Raw genomic sequence first — 18,875 nt, 5'->3', positions numbered from 1 at the left:
GTTGTTCAAATCTGGTCACTGACAATGAACAGGATCTTACACCATGTTATCCACAGAAAAATGGGATAACTGGGCATAACCCTGACTACTGTTTCAATTTACAGCCTTGACGTGCGATGAAAATCGAATTTTCAAACAAATTGTGACTAACTTATTGGCACAATCTGTGGATAAAACCGACGCTGTTCGATCTTTCATCAGCACGACGATCCCTGATGTGATGATCGTCACGTTATTCTGTTTTGTGTTCATGGAAATACATTTAACTCTATGAAAATAATTGCATTATTGAATTCAGGTGAAAGAGGGGATATGGCAGCGTTTAAGGTTGTTCATCGGTAATCAGACACTTCTTCACAACTATATCCACAGAAAAGGTGAATAAAATTCCCTTCACTGCCACTCATCTGTTTATAACTCAGCACTTATTTGTGAGTTATTCAAATGTTATTAGGTTGCAGCCCTGTAAGAGAGTGGTTTACCGCCTCCCTGTAGTGTGAAACAATCATTCATATATAAGGTTTAGTTTGGGGTAGTCCGGTGATTGATGACGATGGCTACCGCCCGAACGTAGGAATAGTAATTTGTAATCGTCAGGGCCAGGTAATGTGGGCCCGGCGATATGGTCAGCACTCCTGGCAGTTCCCGCAAGGCGGGATCAATCCGGGAGAGTCCCCAGAACAAGCGATGTACCGGGAGCTTTTTGAAGAGGTCGGTTTAAGCCGAAAAGATGTTCGCATCCTGGCTTCGACCCGCAACTGGTTGCGTTACAAGTTACCGAAACGTTTGGTGCGTTGGGACACAAAGCCGGTTTGTATCGGCCAGAAACAAAAGTGGTTTCTGTTGCAGTTGGTGGGCAACGATTCAGACATCAATATGCAAACCAGCAGTACGCCGGAGTTCGATGGCTGGCGCTGGGTGAGCTATTGGTATCCTGTTCGTCAGGTCGTGTCATTTAAACGCGATGTTTACCGTAGGGTGATGAAAGAGTTTGCAAGTGTGGTAATGCAGCTTCAGGAGATCCCGCCTAAGCCGCAGAGCGCACCTGCCTGGCGACGTAAAAGAGGTTAAGCTACGCAAATCATGCTCACCCGCTTGCGAGAAATAGTCGAGAAGGTGGCCAGCGCGCCGCGTCTGAACGAGGCGCTGAATATTCTGGTCACCGACATCTGTCTTGCGATGGAAACCGAGGTCTGTTCGGTGTATCTGGCCGACCACGATCGGCGCTGCTATTACCTGATGGCAACCCGTGGTTTGAAAAAACCACGTGGACGCACCGTAACGCTCGCATTTGATGAAGGTATCGTGGGTCTGGTCGGGCGGCTGGCTGAACCCATCAACCTTGCTGACGCACAAAAACACCCCAGCTTTAAGTACATCCCTTCCGTAAAAGAAGAGCGCTTCCGCGCTTTCCTTGGCGTGCCGATTATCCAGCGTCGCCAGCTGCTCGGCGTGCTGGTCGTCCAGCAGCGTGAGCTACGTCAGTACGACGAAAGCGAGGAGTCTTTCCTCGTCACGCTGGCCACGCAGATGGCTGCGATCCTCTCCCAGTCCCAGCTTGCCGCGCTTTTTGGTCAGTATCGCCATACGCGCATTCGTGCCCTTCCGGCATCGCCAGGCGTGGCGATAGCTGAAGGCTGGATGGACGCTACGCTGCCGCTGATGGAGCAGGTTTACGAAGCCTCAACGCTTGATGAAGCGCTGGAGCGCGAGCGTCTCACCGCTGCGCTGGAAGAGGCGGCGAATGAGTTTCGTCGTTACAGCAAGCGCTTTGCCGCAGGCGCGCAAAAAGAGACGGCGGCGATCTTTGACCTCTATTCGCACCTGCTCTCCGATGCGCGTCTGCGTCGTGAGCTTTTTGCGGAAGTGGATAAAGGCTCGGTCGCGGAGTGGGCGGTTAAGAAGGTCATCGAAAAATTTGCCGACCAGTTTGCAGCACTGACCGACGGTTACCTGAAAGAGCGGGCAGGGGATCTGCGCGCGCTGGGGCAGCGCCTGTTGTTCCATCTTGATGACACCATTCAGGGCCCGAATGCCTGGCCAAAACGGTTTGTTCTGGTCGCCGACGAACTTTCGGCTACGACGCTGGCTGAACTGCCCCAGGACAGGCTGGCCGGTGTGGTGGTGCGCGATGGTGCCGCCAACTCACACGCCGCCATTATGGTGCGCGCGCTGGGTATCCCTACCGTTATGGGGGCGGACATTCAGCCGTCGGTACTGCACCGACGTACGCTGGTGGTCGACGGCTATCGCGGTGAGCTGCTGGTCGATCCTGAGCCGGTTCTGCTCCAGGAGTACCAGCGTCTTATCAGCGAAGAGAATGAATTAAGCAAGCTGGCTGAAGATGACGTTAACCTGCCCGCACAGCTGAAGAGCGGTGAGCGGATCAAAGTCATGCTCAACGCCGGTTTAAGCCCTGAACATGAAGAAAAGCTTGGCAGCCGCATCGACGGTATTGGCCTATACCGTACTGAAATCCCGTTCATGCTGCAGAGTGGTTTCCCCTCCGAAGAGGAGCAGGTGGCACAGTATCAGGGGATGCTGCAGATGTTTAACGACAAACCTGTCACCCTGCGTACCCTGGATGTCGGGGCGGATAAACAGCTGCCCTATATGCCGATCAGCGAAGAAAACCCGTGCCTGGGCTGGCGTGGGATCCGCATTACGCTCGATCAGCCGGAGATCTTCCTGATCCAGGTACGTGCGATGCTGCGCGCCAACGCGGCGACGGGCAATCTCAGCATCCTGCTGCCGATGGTCACCAGCATCGATGAGATCGACGAGTCCCGGCGGCTGATCGAACGTGCTGGCCGCGAAGTGGAAGAGATGATCGGCTATGCGATCCCGAAACCGCGGATTGGGGTGATGCTTGAAGTGCCGTCTATGGTCTTTATGCTGCCGCAGTTGGCAAACCGTGTTGATTTTATCTCTGTCGGCACGAACGACCTGACGCAATATATCCTGGCCGTCGACCGTAACAATACTCGCGTCGCCAGTATCTACGACAGCCTGCATCCGGCGATTATTCGCGCGTTAGCGATGATCGCCCGTGAAGCGGAGCAGTACGGTATTGATTTACGCCTGTGCGGTGAAATGGCCGGGGATTCCATGTGTGTTGCGATCCTGATTGGTCTGGGATTCCGCCATCTGTCGATGAACGGTCGCGCCGTCGCCCGCGTGAAATACCTGCTGCGGCATATCGACATCAATGATGCCCGCGAGCTGGCTGAACGCAGCCTTGAGGCGCAGCTGGCAACGGAAGTCCGCCACCAGGTCGCGGCGTTTATGGAACGACGCGGTATGGGCGGTCTGATCCGCGGTGGCCGCTAATCGTTTTTCGCCCTCTCCCTGTGGATGAGGGCGCCAGCGCGCATAAAACCCTATACACATCTTTTACATCTCTGGCGCATCCTCCGCGCCCGCCTTGTGCTATGATTCGCAACTTTGGAGCCTCTGCTTACAGCAGAATCGCATTTCTACCGCTGTCCACTTTCAGCGGAATAACAACATCTTGTGGTGACAGATGAACAGTGGTTATCTGCATTTTCCGGAATTTGATCCGGTCATTTTCTCAGTAGGACCTGTTTCGCTTCACTGGTACGGTCTGATGTACCTGGTGGGCTTCATTTTTGCCATGTGGCTCGCTGGCCGTCGCGCCAGCCGTCCGGGCAGCGGCTGGACCAAAAACGAAGTTGAAAACCTGCTGTATGCGGGCTTCCTCGGCGTGTTCCTCGGTGGCCGTATCGGGTATGTGCTGTTCTATAACTTCCCAGTATTCCTGAACGATCCGCTCTATCTGTTCCGCGTCTGGGACGGAGGCATGTCCTTCCACGGCGGCCTGATTGGTGTGATTCTGGTGATGGTGATTTTTGCCAAACGCACCAAACGCAACTTCTTCCAGGTTTCAGATTTTATCGCACCGCTGATCCCGTTTGGTCTCGGCGCTGGTCGTCTGGGCAACTTTATCAACGGTGAACTGTGGGGCCGCGTCGACCCGAGCGTGCCGTACACGATGCTCTTCCCGGGCTCCCGCGCAGAAGACATCGCGCTGCTGCCATCGCATCCGGAGTGGCAGTCCATTTTCGATACCTACGGCGTTCTGCCGCGCCATATGTCTCAGCTGTATGAGCTGGCGCTGGAAGGCGTGGTGCTGTTTATCATCCTCAACCTGTTTATTCGCAAGCCGCGCCCGATGGGGGCTGTTTCCGGGCTGTTCCTGATTGGCTATGGCGCGTTCCGCATCATCGTCGAATTCTTCCGCCAGCCTGACGCACAGTTTACCGGCGAGTGGGTACAGTACATCAGCATGGGGCAGATCCTCTCCATTCCGATGATTGTCGCGGGTGCCATTATGATGATTTGGGCGTATCGTCGTCGTCCACAGCAACAAATTTCCTGAGGAACCATGAAACAGTATCTTGAATTGATGAAAAAAGTGCTCGATGAGGGCACGCCGAAAAACGACCGCACCGGTACCGGTACGCTCTCCATTTTTGGCCACCAGATGCGCTTCAATCTGCAAGAAGGCTTCCCGCTGGTGACGACAAAGCGCTGCCACCTGCGCTCGATCATTCATGAACTGCTCTGGTTCCTGCAAGGTGATACCAACGTTGCGTATCTGCACGAAAATAACGTCTCAATCTGGGACGAGTGGGCAGATGAAAACGGCAACCTGGGCCCGGTTTACGGTAAGCAGTGGCGCGCATGGCCAACGCCTGATGGCCGCCATATTGACCAGATCACCACCGTGATGAACCAGCTGAAAAACGATCCGGACTCGCGCCGAATCATTGTTTCCGCCTGGAACGTCGGCGAGCTGGATAAAATGGCGCTGGCACCGTGCCACGCGTTCTTCCAGTTCTATGTGGCGGATGGAAAGCTTTCCTGCCAGCTCTACCAGCGCTCCTGTGACGTGTTCCTCGGCCTGCCGTTTAACATTGCCAGCTATGCGCTGTTAGTTCACATGATGGCGCAGCAGTGCGACCTGGAAGTGGGTGATTTTGTCTGGACCGGTGGGGATACCCATCTTTACAGCAACCATATGGAACAGACGCATCTCCAGCTGACCCGCGAACCGCGTGCGCTGCCGAAGCTGATTATCAAACGCAAACCGGCATCAATATTTGATTACCGCTTTGATGATTTCGAGATTGAGGGTTACGACCCGCATCCGGGCATCAAAGCGCCCGTCGCTATCTGATGCGATAAAGCGTGACACAACCGGTGCTGTTTAGCGCCGGTTTTTTTTCGCCTTTATCCCGTTTCCCGATGCGCTATCCAGAAAGCGTGCAACGCGCTGCACCTCTCCCAATTCTCCGGACAACACCTCGTAAAACGAGGATCCGTCGCTCGTCATCTTCACGGCGCTTCGCCACACTCCCGGTATGAAAAAAGAGAACGGTTTTACGCTTATCGAAACGCTTGTCGCCGTTTCGCTTGTCGTTATCCTAAGCGCCTCAGGTCTGTACGGCTGGGACAGCTGGCAACGACAGCAGCGGCTGTGGCAAACCGCCAGTCAGGTGCGAGATTACCTGCTGTTTCTGCGCAACCATGCCAACCGGCACAACAGCGACCATCTTATTACCCTTCAGCGGGTGGGAGGCGGGGACTGTCTGGTGAGCTCTGCCGTGCAGGGCTGTAAGAAGGAGAGTCCCTTTGTGCTGATTCCGCCCTGGCCTGAGGTCGAGGTCAGTGAGGTCACGCCGTCGCTGGGGTTTTATGGATTAAGGGATACAGCGTGGGCAGGGCGGATACGCGTTCAAAGCCGTGCCGGAGCATGGCTGATTATTGTCTCAAATGGAGGACGCATCAGGATGTGTCAGGTCTCTGAGGGAGGTTCATGTTGATGAGGCAGCGCGGTTTCTCACTGACTGAAGTGCTGATTGCCACGGCGATTAGCAGCCTTTTGCTGATAAGCGCGTCGCGTTTTTTACCCGGCTTGCAGCGGGCAGTCTTACTGCAATCCGGCCAGAGAGAGCTGAAGGAAGAGGTCTGGCAACACCTGTTTGCCCTGGGCAAACAGCTTCAGCGTGCGGGGTACTGTGCGGGAAACTGTCAGGGACAGGCGCTGGTGACCGCGAGGCTTGGAGGCTGCGTCATTGTACGCTGGGATGCCAACAGTAACGGCAACTGGGATAGCAGCGCATCAGAAAATGACAGCACCGGTTTTCGTCTGGAATCCGGCGCGCTGGAAACCCAGCGTGGGGCGACGTCGTGTGAAGGAAAAGGGTGGGAAAAGCTCACGGACCCGGACAGGCTGGTAATCACGCGCTTTGTGGTGAGCAAAGTTGAACATGCCGGTTTTGCGCCAGAGGTAAATATCGAACTGGCCGCGATGCGTAAAGGCGGGCAGGGAGAGCCCTGGGAGGCTTCGTATACGGTCACGGGGTACAACCTGTGAATCGTCAACGCGGAATGTCTTCACTGGCCCTGGTTCTGCTTTTACTGGTGCTCGGTACCCTGATCCTGTCGGGTCTCAATCAGCAGCTGACAACATTTAGCGCGCTCGTTGGCGGCGAGAGCCGCTCGCTTCAGCAGCAGGCGAAGGTACAGTCCGCGCTTGAGTGGGGACGGGTTCAGAGCTGGTCATCAGAGCTGCAGGTTCAGTGCAAAAAGACATCGGCGTGGCGAGTCTGTTTGCGCCAGCTGAGTGAGGCGCGTGTGCTGCTGATTGCCGGAGACAGTGACCTGCTGCTCTGGCGCGCAGGAGAGATTGTCGACGGGAAAATTCGCTTTTCGCCTCACGGCTGGAGTGATTTTTGTCCACTAAAGGAGAGGGCGTTATGTCAGCTGCCGTGAGCCGAGAAAAAGGGTTTAGCATGGTGGAGGTCCTGCTGGCGATGATGCTGCTGGTGATCGTCGTGACGGCTCTGTCGGGTTATCACCGGGCGCTGGCGGCGCGGTTTAGCGTGTTTAACCAGTATCGCCAGCTCTGGCACCATGCCTGGAATCAGTCTCAGCTCTCAACAAATGTTCTCCCCGCAGGCTGGCAGGCCAGTCGGGGGCAGACAACGCTCGCAGGATGTGTCAGCATCACGGTTACACTAATTTCTCCTCTGGGGCGGCGCGGTGAGATAACGCGTCTGCATTGCCCGGTTAGCCAGTAGTCGGGAGCGTCTATGTTAAGGGTCTACCACTCAAATCGTCTGGATGTGCTGGAAGCACTGATGGAGTTTATCGTTGAGCGCGAGCGGCTTGACGATCCTTTTGAGCCTGAAATGGTGCTGGTGCAGAGCACCGGTATGGCACAGTGGCTGCAAATGTCGCTTTCCCGCAAGTTTGGCATAGCCGCGAATATTGATTTCCCTCTGCCCGCGAGCTTTATCTGGGAGATGTTTGTCCGCGTGTTGCCGGATATCCCGGAGCAGAGCGCCTTCAACAAACAGGCCATGAGCTGGAAGCTGATGGCGCTGCTGCCGGACATGCTGCAGCGTGATGAATTCACCATGCTGCGCCACTACCTCAATGACGATACCGACAAGCGGAAGCTTTTCCAGCTGGCATCGCGCACCGCCGATCTTTATGACCAATACCTTGTTTACCGTTCTGACTGGTTAATTCGTTGGGAAGCGGGCGAGTTGGTTGAAGGCCTGCCGGAGGCGCAAATATGGCAGGCCCCGCTGTGGAAAGCGCTGGTAGAGCATACGGAGAAACTGGGCCAGCCTAAGTGGCACCGTGCCAATCTCTACGAGCGGTTTATCTCGATACTTGAAAATGCGTCGGAGCGCCCGGCCCGACTGCCGTCACGCGTTTTTATCTGCGGAATATCCGCATTACCCCCTGTCTATCTAAAGGCGTTGAATGCGCTGGGTAAGCATATTGATATCCATATTTTGTTTACCAACCCCTGCCGACAATACTGGGGGGATATCCTCGACGAACGCTGGCTTGCGCGGCTGGTGAGCCGCCAAAGAAAGCGCCTTTTTGAAGAACGTGCCGTCCCGCTGTTTAAAGACGGCTCGACTGCCGGGCAGCTTTTCGATGAAGACGGTATCCAGAACCTGCCCAATCCGCTGCTTGCCTCATGGGGGAAGCTGGGACGTGACTACATTCATATGCTTTCAGACATCACGTCCTCAGGAGAAGGTGACGTGGATGCCTTTGTTGAGATCGCCCCGGACAGCCTGCTGCATAATATTCAGTTAGATATCCTGGATCTGGAAAACCGTGCCGTCATGGGCGTGACGGCGAACGAGTTCGAACGCAGCGATAATAAGCGAAAACTGGATCCTGACGATCGCAGCGTCACGATCCACGTTTGCCACAGCCCGCAGCGTGAGGTCGAAGTGCTTCACGACCAGCTGCTGGCGATGCTGCAGGAGGACCCCGATCTGACGCCACGCGATATCGTGGTGATGGTGGCGGATATCGACAGCTACAGTCCCTTTATTCAGGCCGTCTTTGGCAGCGCGACGGGCGAGCGATACCTGCCTTACGCTATCTCTGACCGTCGTGCCCGTCAGTCGCATCCGGTATTGCAGGCGTTTATCACTCTTCTGTCACTGCCGGATAGCCGGTTTATCTCCGAAGATGTCCTGGCATTGCTGGATGTTCCCGTGCTGGCTGCACGCTTCAATATCAATGAAGAGGGCCTGCGCTACCTTCGTCAGTGGGTGAATGAGTCTGGCGTTCGCTGGGGGATCGATGACGATAACGTTCAGGAGTTCGAACTTCCCCCAACCGGGCAGCACACCTGGCGATTTGGCCTGACGCGTATGCTGCTGGGCTACGCCATGGAGAGCAGCCAGGGCGAGTGGAATGAGGTGCTGCCTTACGATGAGTCCAGCGGGTTAATTGCTGAACTTGTGGGGCATTTAGCGTCGCTATTAATGCAGCTTAACCGCTGGCGATATGCGCTGTTGCAGCCGCGTCCACTTGAAGAATGGCTCCCGGTCTGCAGGGCGTTACTCAATGATTTCTTCCTGCCGGACAATGACACCGAAGCGGCCATGGCGCTCATTGAAACCCAGTGGCAGACTATCATCGATGAAGGCGTGAATTCCCACTATCAGGAGGCCATCCCGCTGTCGCTATTGCGGGATGAGCTGACGCAGCGGCTTGACCAGGAGCGAATCAGCCAGCGTTTCCTGGCGGGTCCTGTCAATATTTGTACCCTGATGCCCATGCGCTCTATCCCGTTCAGGGTGGTCTGCCTGCTTGGCATGAACGACGGTGTGTATCCGCGCGCGCTGCCGCCGCTGGGGTTCGACTTGATGAGCGCAAACCCAAAACGGGGCGATCGTAGCCGCCGTGATGATGACCGCTACCTCTTCCTTGAAGCGCTCATTTCCGCTCAGAGTAAGCTCTATATCAGCTATATCGGTCGTTCCATTCAGGACAACAGCGAGCGTTTCCCCTCTGTACTGGTGCAGGAGCTGGTGGACTATATCGGCCAGAGCCACTACCTGCCGGGAGATGAAGCGCGCAACTGCGATGAAAGCGAGCAGAGGGTGAAAGCCCATATCACCTGTTTCCACAGCCGCATGCCGTTTGATCCGGTGAACTATATTGCCAGCGAGCGCCAGAGCTATGCACAGGAGTGGCTACCGGCGGCGAAAAAAGAGGGAAGTGCGCATACCGATTTCATTCAGGAACTTGATCCGCGCCCAATCGACACTCTGACCTTCGAACAGCTTCAGCGGTTTTGGGCGCATCCGGTGCGCGCCTTCTTCCAGCAACGACTGCAGGTCAACTTCCGCTCTGAAGAGAGCGAAATTCCTGAGGCAGAGCCGTTTACGCTGGAAGGTCTGGAGCGCTACCAGTTAAACCTGCAGCTGCTGAATGCGCTGGTTGAAGAGGAAGATGCGGACAAGCTTTACCGTCGCTACCGCGCTGCGGGTCAGCTGCCCTACGGCGCGTTCGGGGAAATTGTCTGGGAGGCGCAGTGCCAGGAGATGACCGCTCTGGCGGAGCGCGTAAGAGCGTGCCGACAGCCGGGGAAAAGTATTGAAATCGATCTCAACTGCAACGGGGTACAGCTCACGGGCTGGTTAACCCAGGTTCAGCCGGACGGGCTGCTGCGCTGGCGGCCCTCCATGCTGAGCGTTTCGCAGGGATTGCAACTCTGGCTGGAACATCTTGTCTACAGTGCGGGTGGGCATAAAGGCGAAAGCCGGATTTTCGTGCGCAAAGAGGGGGAATGGCGCTTCCCGCCGATGGAAGCCGAGCAGGCGTTAGGTTATCTGTCTTTGTACATTGAAGGCTACCGTCAGGGAATGAACAAACCGCTCCTGTTACTACCGGAAAGTGGCGGAGCGTGGATAAAAGCCTGTTATGACGCGCAGAATGATGCGATGTTAACGGATGAGGCTTCGCTGCAGAAAGCACGCAGTAAATTTATGCAGGCCTATGAAGGTAACATGATGGTGCGTGGCGAAGGTGAAGATGTCTGGTATCAGCGCTTATGGCGAACCCTTGAGCCAGAGTACTTCGAGGCTATCACGGAAGAGGCGCAGCGCTACCTGCTGCCGTTGTTTAAATTTAATCAGTCCTGAGTGCTGTATAAAAATTGCGCAGCACGGGGTGTTCATTTATGATGCACTTCTTATCACGGACTGATGTACCCAATAAAGAGATGTTGGCGTGTCCAGCACGCAATGTGTTAATGATGTAGCCGTGATAAAGAGGTAGCACCTTGTTTAAAGCGTTTGTTTTGTTTTTCGCCCTCTGGGTACCCGTCACTCAGGCAGACTCCGGTTGGCAACCCGTTCAGGAAACTATTCGTAAAAGCGAAAAAGATACCCGTCAATATCAGGCTATTCGTCTTGATAACGGCATGACCGTACTGCTGGTTTCCGATCCGCAGGCGGTGAAATCCCTTTCGGCATTAGTGGTGCCGGTTGGATCGCTGGAAGATCCTGACGCTCATCCTGGGCTTGCACACTATCTGGAACATATGACGCTGATGGGGTCAAAAAAATACCCGCAGCCAGATAGCCTGTCCGAATTTCTGAAAATGCATGGCGGCAGCCACAATGCCAGCACGGCACCGTACCGCACGGCCTTTTATCTTGAAGTCGAAAATGATGCGCTGGAAGGGGCGGTCGATCGCCTTGCTGATTCCATCGCCGCCCCGTTGCTGGATAAAAAATATGCCGATCGTGAACGCAATGCGGTGAATGCCGAGCTGACCATGGCCCGCACGCGAGACGGTATGCGCATGGCCCAGGTCAGTGCCGAAACCATCAACCCTGCACACCCGGGTTCGCGTTTCTCCGGCGGTAACCTTGAGACGTTAAGCGACAAACCGAACAGCCCGGTGCTGGATGCTCTGCACGCGTTTCGCGATAAATACTACTCCGCCAACCTGATGAAAGCGGTCATCTACAGCAATAAACCGTTGCCGGAGCTGGCAGACATGGCGGCTAAAACGTTTGGCCGGGTGCCGAATAAAAATATCGACCTGCCGCAAATAAACGTCCCGGTGGTTACGGACGCGCAAAAAGGCATCGTTATCCACTACGTGCCGGCGCTGCCGCGCAAAGTGCTGCGCGTGGAATTCCGCATCGATAACAACACCGCACAGTTTCGCAGTAAAACCGATGAGCTGGTCACCTACCTGATAGGTAACCGTAGCCCGGGTACGCTTTCTGACTGGCTGCAAAAACAGGGGCTGGTGGAAGGCATTCGCGCCGACTCCGATCCGGTTGTGAACGGCAATAGCGGCGTGCTGGCGATCTCCGCCACCCTGACCGACAAAGGACAGGCCAACCGTGATGAAGTCGTGGCGGCTATCTTCAGCTACCTCGCTTTACTGCGCGAGAAAGGCGTCGATAAGCGCTATTTTGATGAACTTGCCCACGTGCTGGATCTCGATTTCCGCTACCCGTCCATCACCCGCGACATGGATTACGTTGAGTGGCTGGCGGATACCATGATCCGCGTGCCGGTGGAACATACCCTCGATGCGGTGAATATTGCCGACCGGTACGATGCCGGGGCGGTAAAAGCTCGCCTGGCGATGATGACGCCGGAGAATGCCCGCATCTGGTACATCAGCCCGAACGAACCGCATAACAAGACGGCGTACTTTGTCGATGCCCCTTATCAGGTAGATAAAATCAGCGCACAGACCTTCGCCGACTGGCAGAAAAAGGCCGGGGAGATTGCGTTGAAGCTGCCGGAGCTGAACCCCTATATTCCGGATGACTTCTCGCTGACCAAAACGACTAAAGATTACCCGCACCCGGCGCTGATCATTGATGAGCCAACGCTGCGCGTCGTGTATACCCCAAGCCGCTATTTCGCCAGCGAGCCAAAGGCCGATGTCAGCGTGGTGCTGCGTAACCCGAAAGCGATGAACAGCGCCAAAAATCAGGTGATGTTCGCGCTCAATGACTATCTCGCCGGGATTGCGCTCGATCAGCTCAGCAACCAGGCGGCCGTGGGCGGCATCAGCTTTTCCACCAACGCCAACAACGGTTTGATGCTCAATGCAAACGGCTATACCCAGCGTTTGCCTCAGCTGTTCCAGGCACTGCTGGAAGGGTATTTCAGCTACACGCCGACGGAAGAGCAGCTTGAGCAGGCCAAATCGTGGTACGCCCAGATGATGGATTCTGCCGAGAAGGGCAAAGCTTACGATCTGGCGCTTATGCCAGCGCAAATGCTGTCGCAGGTTCCTTATTTCCAGCGAGAAGACCGCCGCGCGCTGTTGCCTTCGATCTCCTTAAAAGACGTGCTGGCGTACCGTGACGCGCTGAAAACCAACACGCGTCCGGAGTTCCTGATCGTCGGCAACATGAGTGAGGAGCAGGCCAAAACCCTGGCGGAGAATGTGCGCACTCAGCTCGGTTCGAAAGGCGACGAGTGGTGCCGCAACCAGGACGTGCTGGTTGAGAAAAAGCAGAATGTGATTTTTGAAAAGACGGGTAACAGCACGGATTCCGCGCTGGCCGCGGTCTTTGTGCCAACGGGGTATGATGAATTCGCCAGCTCAGCGCAGAGCGCCGTGCTGGGACAAATTATTCAGCCGTGGTTCTATAACCAGTTACGCACAGAAGAGCAGCTTGGCTACGCGGTATTTGCCTTCTCCATGAACGTCGGCCGACAGTGGGGGCTGGGCTTCCTGCTGCAAAGCAGCGACAAACAGCCGGCGTATCTCTGGCAGCGTTACCAGGCCTTCTTCCCGCAGGTGGAAGCAAAGCTGCGCGCGATGAAGCCGGAAGAGTTTGCTCAGATCCAGCAGGCCGTCATCGCGCAGGTAATGCAGCCGCCGCAGACGCTGGGTGAAGAAGCCTCGCAGCTGAGCAAAGATTTCGATCGCGGTAATCTGAATTTTGATTCGCGTGATAAAGTAGTGGCCGAGATAAAACAGCTGACGCCGCAGAAGGTTGCCGACTTCTTCCATCAGGCGGTCATTAAGCCGCAGGGTATCACCATCCTGTCCCAGGTTTCCGGTAGCCAGAACGGGAAAACGGAGTACGTGAACCCGAAAGGCTGGAAAGTCTGGAAAAGCGTCAGCGCGCTGCAGCAATCTATGCCCTGGAGTAAGAAAGAATGACCGATACCGCTGAGTCCCTTGATCCCTTACGTTTACCTCTGCAGGGTGAACGATTGATTGAAGCCTCAGCGGGAACGGGAAAAACCTTCACCATCGCCGCCCTTTATCTGCGTCTGCTGCTGGGGCTTGGCGGCAACGCCGCTTTTCCACGCCCTTTGAGCGTGGAAGAGCTGCTGGTGGTGACCTTCACCGAGGCTGCCACCGCTGAGCTGCGGGGCCGTATTCGTACCAATATCCACGAGCTGCGCATCGCCTGTCTGCGTCAGAGCACGGATAACCCTCTCTACGCGAGCCTTCTGGAAGAGATTGCCGATAAGCAACAGGCAGCACAGTGGCTGCTCCTCGCCGAACGGCAGATGGATGAAGCGTCCGTCTTCACCATTCACGGTTTTTGCCAGCGCATGCTGAGCCTGAATGCGTTTGAATCCGGCATGCTGTTCGAACAGCAGCTTATTGAAGATGAATCCGTGCTTCGCTATCAGGCCTGCGCGGATTTCTGGCGTCGCCATTGCTATCCGTTACCGCGCGATATCGCCGAAGCCGTACACGCGTTGTGGAAGGGCCCGGAGGCGCTGCTGCGCGCTATCGATCGTTATCTGCAGGGGGAAGCGCCGGTCATCAAATCCCCGCCGCCGGCAGATGAAACGCTGGCCTCACGGCATGAAAAGATCATCGCGCAGATTGCCGACATCAAGCAAAAATGGCTTGAGTCCGTTGGCGAGATTGACGCAATCATCGAAAATTCCGGGATTGACCGACGCAAGTTTAACCGTGGCAATCAGGGGAAATGGATCGACAAGATCGGCGCCTGGGCGCAGGAAGAGACGCGAGGCTACCAGCTCCCGGACGCGCTGGAGAAATTCTCCCAACGTTTCCTGGTTGAGCGGACCAAAGCCGACGGCATTGTCCCTGAGCATCCCCTGTTTGTGGCGATTGAATCCCTGCTGGCGGAGCCCTTAACGCTCAACGATCTGATGATTACCCGCGCCATGACGGAAATTCGCGAAGCCGTCGCGCGTGAGAAACGCCGCCGGGGTGAACTGGGTTTCGACGATATGCTGAGCCGCCTCGATGCGGCGCTGTGCAGTGAAAACGGTGAAGCGCTTGCCGCCGCGATCCGCACCCGTTTCCCGGTGGCGATGATCGACGAATTTCAGGATACCGACCCGCAGCAGTACCGCATTTTCCGCCGTATCTGGCGCCAGCAGCCCGACACCGCGCTGCTGTTAATCGGCGATCCGAAACAGGCTATCTACGCCTTCCGCGGTGCGGATATTTTCACCTACATGAAAGCCCGCAGCGAGGTTGACGCGCACTACACGCTCGATACCAACTGGCGCTCCTCTCCCGGCATGGTGGAAAGCGTCAACGGGCTCTTCAGCCGCATGGATACGGCGTTTATGTTCCGGGAGATCCCGTTTCAGCCGGTAAAATTTGCCGAGAAAAATGCCTCGTTGCGCTTCGAGTTCAACGGCGAGACGCAGCCTGCCATGAACTTCTGGCTGCTGGATGGGGAAGGCTGCGGCGTTGCCGACTATCAAAATGCCATGGCCCAGCACTGTGCCGCGCAAATCCGTGACTGGCTCAGTGCGGGCGCGCGCGGTGACGCGCTGCTGTGGAAGGGGGATAACCCCACCCCCGTAAAGGCATCGGATATTACGGTACTGGTGCGTAGCCGTCAGGAGGCCGCGCTCATCCGCGACGCCCTGACGTTACTGAATATCCCCTCCGTCTACCTCTCAAACCGCGACAGCGTCTTTGAAACGCTGGAAGCGCAGGAGATGCTATGGCTGCTGCAGGCCGTGCTGGCCCCGGAGCGGGAAAGCACGCTGCGCAGCGCACTGGCGAGCGCGATGCTCGGGCTGAATGCGCGGGATATTGATGCGCTCAACAATGACGAAGCCGCATGGGATGCCGTGGTCGAAGAGTTTGTTCGCTACCGCGAAAAATGGCAGAAGCGCGGGGTAATGGCAATGGTGCGCGAGCTCATGGCGCAGCGCCACATTGCGGAGAATATGCTGGCGACAGCAGGCGGCGAGCGCCGTTTGACCGATATTTTACATATCAGCGAACTGTTGCAGGAAGCGGGTACGCAGCTGGAGAGCGAGCACGCTCTGGTGCGCTGGCTGGCGCAGCAGATTGCCGATCCGAACAGCAATTCGTCCAGCCAGCAGATGCGCCTTGAGAGCGATAAACATCTGGTGCAGATCGTCACCATTCACAAATCGAAAGGCCTGGAATATCCGCTGGTCTGGCTGCCGTTTATTGCCAATTACCGCGTGCAGGATCAGGCCTTTTACCACGATCGCGAGTCTTTTGAGGCGGTGCTCGATCTCAGCAACGCGGAGTCCAGCGTTGAGCTGGCAGAGGCTGAACGTCTGGCGGAAGATTTGCGCCTGCTCTACGTGGCGCTGACCCGTTCGATCTGGCACTGTAGCCTGGGCGTTGCGCCTCTGTTCCGTCGCCGTGGCGAAAAAAGCGGGGAGAGCGATTTTCATCTGAGCGCGCTGGGGCGGCTTATTCAGCAGGGTGAACCCAAAGACGCGGCAGGCCTGCGTCAGTGCATCGAATCCCTTTGCACTGAGCATGTTGCCCTGCATATTCCTTCGCTGCCCGACAACAGCCGCTGGCAGATGCCGGAGCTGCGTGATTCAGCGCTCCATGCCCGCCAGGTTGTGCGTACGATAGCCGACGACTGGCGCGTCACCAGCTACTCCGGTTTACAACAGCACGGGCAGAGTATCGCTCAGGATCTGATGCCAAAACTGGACGTGGATGCCGCGGGGGCCGGTAGCGTACCCGCTGAGCCGGTGCTCACGCCGCACCAGTTCCCGCGCGGCGCTTCTCCAGGCACGTTTTTGCACAGCCTGTTTGAAGAGCTGGATTTTACCCAGCCGGTTTCCGAAGAGTGGGTGCTGAAGATGTTACAGAGTGGTGGTTACGACGCGCATTGGCAGCCGGTTCTCACCGACTGGATCCGCGCGGTTCTGCATGCTCCGCTCACCGCGCAGGGGATCTCGCTTAGCCAGTTGACTACCAAAGATAAGCAGGTGGAGATGGAGTTTTATCTCCCCATCGCCAGTCCGCTCAGGGCAGAGGCGCTTGATGCGGTGATCCGCGAGTACGATCCGTTATCCGCCGGGTGCCCGCCGCTGAACTTCCGCCAGGTGCAGGGGATGCTCAAAGGTTTTATCGACCTGGTTTTCCGCCACGAAGGACGCTACTACCTGCTGGATTACAAATCGAACTGGCTGGGTGAAAGCAGCGAAGCCTACACGCAAGACGCGATGGCCGCGGCCATGCAGATGCATCGCTACGATCTGCAGTACCAGCTTTATACCCTGGCGCTGCACCGTTACCTGCGCCATCGCATGGCTGATTACCGCTACGAAGCGCATTTTGGCGGCGTAATTTACCTGTTCCTGCGCGGAGTGGATGCTAACGACCCGCGTTCCGGCGTCTTTAGCACGCGTCCGGCTGCGGAACTGATTGAAAAAATGGATAACCTGTTTGCTGCAGGCACGGAGGAGGTGGCATGACGATGCAGGCGCTACTGCTGGACGCGGTTGAACAACGATTACTGCGCCACCTGGATGTGCAGTTCGCCATGATGGTGGCAGGCGAGGAGCCTGCCGTCATGCTTGCCGCCGCCATTCTGAGCAAAGACGCGGGGGAGGGGCACGTGTGTCTGCCGCTGTCGCGTCTGGCGGTGGATGAGAAGATGCCTCCGGTTTTACAGGCGTGCTTCGCGCTGCTGGGTGACGCAGTGGACTGGCAGGCGATATTACTCGGCTCGCCTGCCGTGAGCGGAGCCGATACCGGGACGCCGATGATCCTAGTCAGCGAGCGTTTGTATCTTAACCGGCTCTGGCGTAACGAACTGACGGTAGCGCGCTTTTTCAGCGAGACCAACGCCCCGCTTCCCTGCGATGAAGCACAGCTCCGGCAAACGCTGGATGCGCTGTTTACCTCTGACGACGAGACAGACTGGCAGAAAGTGGCGGCTGCCGTAGCCTTAACGCGACGGATCTCAGTGATTTCTGGCGGCCCGGGTACCGGGAAAACGACCACCGTGGCAAAACTGCTTGCCGCGTTGATTCAGTTATCGGGTGAGCAAAAGTGCCGTATTCGCCTGGCGGCCCCCACCGGTAAAGCGGCGGCACGTCTGACGGAATCGTTAGGCGGCGCGCTGCAAAAGCTGCCGCTAACCGGGGAGCAGCTTGCGCTTTTCCCCAATGAGGCCAGCACGCTGCACCGTTTGCTTGGCGCACAGCCGGGTAGCCAGCGTCTGCGCTATCATGCCGGTAATCCGCTGCACCTTGACGTGCTGGTGGTGGATGAAGCCTCAATGATTGACCTGACGATGATGTCGCGTTTGATCGATGCGCTACCGCCGCACGCGCGCGTCATTTTCCTCGGCGATCGTGACCAGCTTGCCTCCGTGGAGGCGGGGGCGGTACTGGGTGATATCTGCACCTATGCCAGCCTGGGATATACAGCTGAACGCGCTCAGGAGTTAGCCCGTCTCACCGGATGCTCGCTCACCTCTGAAAACCATTCGCTAGCAGGGGCGCTGCGCGACAGCCTGTGTCTGCTGCAAAAAAGCTACCGTTTCGGCAGCGACTCCGGCATCGGCCAGCTTGCGGCAGCGGTGAACCGGGGCGACCGGCGCGCCACCACGGCGGTATTTGACGGAACCTTTACGGATATTGAGAAAAAATCGCTGCAAAGCGCGGAAGAGTATCAGGCGATGCTTGACGACGCCCTGCAGGGGTACCAGCGCTTTCTGACGGACGTACAACAGCAAAGTACGCCGGAGCAGGTCATTGCCTCGTTTGGCGAATATCAGTTGCTCTGTGCGCTGAGGGAAGGCCCCTTTGGTGTCCGGGGTCTTAACGACAGGCTGGAACAGCTGCTGGCGCAAAAACGCAAAATTAACCGTACCCCGCACTCGCGCTGGTATGAAGGGCGACCGGTGATGATCTCCCGTAACGACAGCGCGCTGGGATTGTTTAACGGGGATATCGGGATTGCGCTCGACTGCGGTCAGGGTCTGCGCGTCTGGTTCCAGATGCCGGACGGGAGCGTGAAGTCTTTCCAGCCCAGCCGTTTGCCCGAGCATGAAACCGCCTGGGCGATGACGGTGCATAAATCCCAGGGCTCCGAATTTAACCACGCGGCGCTGATCCTGCCCACGCAGCTTTCCCCCGTCATTACCCGAGAGCTGATCTATACCGCCATAACGCGCGCGCGTCAGCGCCTGTCGCTCTATACCGATGAACGCGTGCTGGTGCAGGCGATTGCCACCCGTACGGAACGTCGAAGCGGGCTGGGCGCGATATTTGAGTCCCTCTGAACGAAGCCCTCGCCGGAC

The 18,875-nt window shown here is 56.7% G+C and carries 12 protein-coding genes; all 12 read left to right on the top strand.

The features are described 5' to 3' along the window. Nucleotides 1-540: 540 nt before the first annotated feature. The 12 genes from rppH to recD all read left to right on the top strand — a co-directional run bounded on the left by rppH (nt 541) and on the right by recD (nt 18,857). The gene (gene rppH / locus ACMGG5_RS01610; RefSeq protein WP_013098553.1) at nt 541-1,071 is read left to right on the top strand and encodes an RNA pyrophosphohydrolase; all 531 of its coding nucleotides are present in this window, start codon (nt 541-543) and stop codon (nt 1,069-1,071) included. A 12-nt stretch (nt 1,072-1,083) separates the two neighbouring features. Continuing rightward, a complete protein-coding gene (gene ptsP / locus ACMGG5_RS01605; RefSeq protein ID WP_024909296.1) occupies nt 1,084-3,330 on the top strand; it encodes a phosphoenolpyruvate--protein phosphotransferase in 2,247 nt (748 codons plus the stop codon). A 193-nt stretch (nt 3,331-3,523) separates the two neighbouring features. Further along, nucleotides 3,524-4,399, top strand: a complete 876-nt coding sequence (lgt, locus tag ACMGG5_RS01600) for a prolipoprotein diacylglyceryl transferase (RefSeq protein WP_023309046.1) — start codon at nt 3,524-3,526, stop codon at nt 4,397-4,399. A gap of 6 nt (nt 4,400-4,405) precedes the next feature. Next, complete coding sequence (gene thyA / locus ACMGG5_RS01595; RefSeq protein ID WP_014885081.1) at nt 4,406-5,200, top strand: thymidylate synthase; 795 nt, start codon at nt 4,406-4,408, stop codon at nt 5,198-5,200. Between the two features lie 184 nt (nt 5,201-5,384). Beyond that, on the top strand, nt 5,385-5,846 hold the full coding sequence (locus tag ACMGG5_RS01590) for a prepilin peptidase-dependent protein (RefSeq protein WP_420277402.1): 462 nt from the start codon (nt 5,385-5,387) through the stop codon (nt 5,844-5,846). Beyond that, nucleotides 5,840-6,400 carry a prepilin peptidase-dependent protein gene (locus ACMGG5_RS01585; protein ID WP_420277401.1) on the top strand — a complete coding sequence of 187 codons (561 nt, stop codon included), beginning with the start codon at nt 5,840-5,842 and terminating at the stop codon, nt 6,398-6,400. The genes ACMGG5_RS01590 and ACMGG5_RS01585 overlap by 7 nt, the downstream gene beginning before the upstream one ends. Next, nucleotides 6,397-6,798: a DUF2509 family protein gene (locus ACMGG5_RS01580; protein WP_420277400.1), complete on the top strand. Its 402-nt coding sequence runs from the start codon at nt 6,397-6,399 to the stop codon at nt 6,796-6,798. The genes ACMGG5_RS01585 and ACMGG5_RS01580 overlap by 4 nt, the downstream gene beginning before the upstream one ends. After that, the gene (locus ACMGG5_RS01575) at nt 6,783-7,106 is read left to right on the top strand and encodes a prepilin-type N-terminal cleavage/methylation domain-containing protein (RefSeq protein WP_024909292.1); all 324 of its coding nucleotides are present in this window, start codon (nt 6,783-6,785) and stop codon (nt 7,104-7,106) included. The genes ACMGG5_RS01580 and ACMGG5_RS01575 overlap by 16 nt, the downstream gene beginning before the upstream one ends. 12 nt (nt 7,107-7,118) lie before the next feature. After that, the gene (recC, locus tag ACMGG5_RS01570; RefSeq protein ID WP_420277398.1) at nt 7,119-10,493 is read left to right on the top strand and encodes an exodeoxyribonuclease V subunit gamma; all 3,375 of its coding nucleotides are present in this window, start codon (nt 7,119-7,121) and stop codon (nt 10,491-10,493) included. A 140-nt stretch (nt 10,494-10,633) separates the two neighbouring features. Beyond that, complete coding sequence (ptrA, locus tag ACMGG5_RS01565) at nt 10,634-13,501, top strand: pitrilysin (RefSeq protein WP_420277396.1); 2,868 nt, start codon at nt 10,634-10,636, stop codon at nt 13,499-13,501. Further along, nucleotides 13,498-17,040, top strand: a complete 3,543-nt coding sequence (recB, locus tag ACMGG5_RS01560) for an exodeoxyribonuclease V subunit beta (RefSeq protein ID WP_420277395.1) — start codon at nt 13,498-13,500, stop codon at nt 17,038-17,040. Before ptrA ends, recB begins: the two co-directional genes overlap by 4 nt. Further along, nucleotides 17,037-18,857, top strand: a complete 1,821-nt coding sequence (gene recD, locus ACMGG5_RS01555) for an exodeoxyribonuclease V subunit alpha (RefSeq protein ID WP_157189674.1) — start codon at nt 17,037-17,039, stop codon at nt 18,855-18,857. The genes recB and recD overlap by 4 nt, the downstream gene beginning before the upstream one ends. The last annotated feature ends 18 nt before the right edge of the window (nt 18,858-18,875 follow it).

The sequence above is a fragment of the Enterobacter sp. BNK-34 genome, from assembly GCF_048684445.1.
Lineage (GTDB): Bacteria > Pseudomonadota > Gammaproteobacteria > Enterobacterales > Enterobacteriaceae > Enterobacter > Enterobacter pseudoroggenkampii.
Note: the sequence above shows the minus strand (reverse complement) of the source record. Positions and strands in the feature narration are given on the sequence as shown.

Coding starts and splice junctions, on each gene's coding strand:
- ptsP (WP_024909296.1), top strand. CDS start 1,084: ATGCTCACCCGCTTGCGAGAAATAGTCGAGAAGGTGGCCAGCGCGCCG.
- lgt (WP_023309046.1), top strand. CDS start 3,524: ATGAACAGTGGTTATCTGCATTTTCCGGAATTTGATCCGGTCATTTTC.
- thyA (WP_014885081.1), top strand. CDS start 4,406: ATGAAACAGTATCTTGAATTGATGAAAAAAGTGCTCGATGAGGGCACG.
- ACMGG5_RS01590 (WP_420277402.1), top strand. CDS start 5,385: ATGAAAAAAGAGAACGGTTTTACGCTTATCGAAACGCTTGTCGCCGTT.
- ACMGG5_RS01585 (WP_420277401.1), top strand. CDS start 5,840: ATGTTGATGAGGCAGCGCGGTTTCTCACTGACTGAAGTGCTGATTGCC.
- ACMGG5_RS01575 (WP_024909292.1), top strand. CDS start 6,783: ATGTCAGCTGCCGTGAGCCGAGAAAAAGGGTTTAGCATGGTGGAGGTC.
- recC (WP_420277398.1), top strand. CDS start 7,119: ATGTTAAGGGTCTACCACTCAAATCGTCTGGATGTGCTGGAAGCACTG.
- recB (WP_420277395.1), top strand. CDS start 13,498: ATGACCGATACCGCTGAGTCCCTTGATCCCTTACGTTTACCTCTGCAG.
- recD (WP_157189674.1), top strand. CDS start 17,037: ATGACGATGCAGGCGCTACTGCTGGACGCGGTTGAACAACGATTACTG.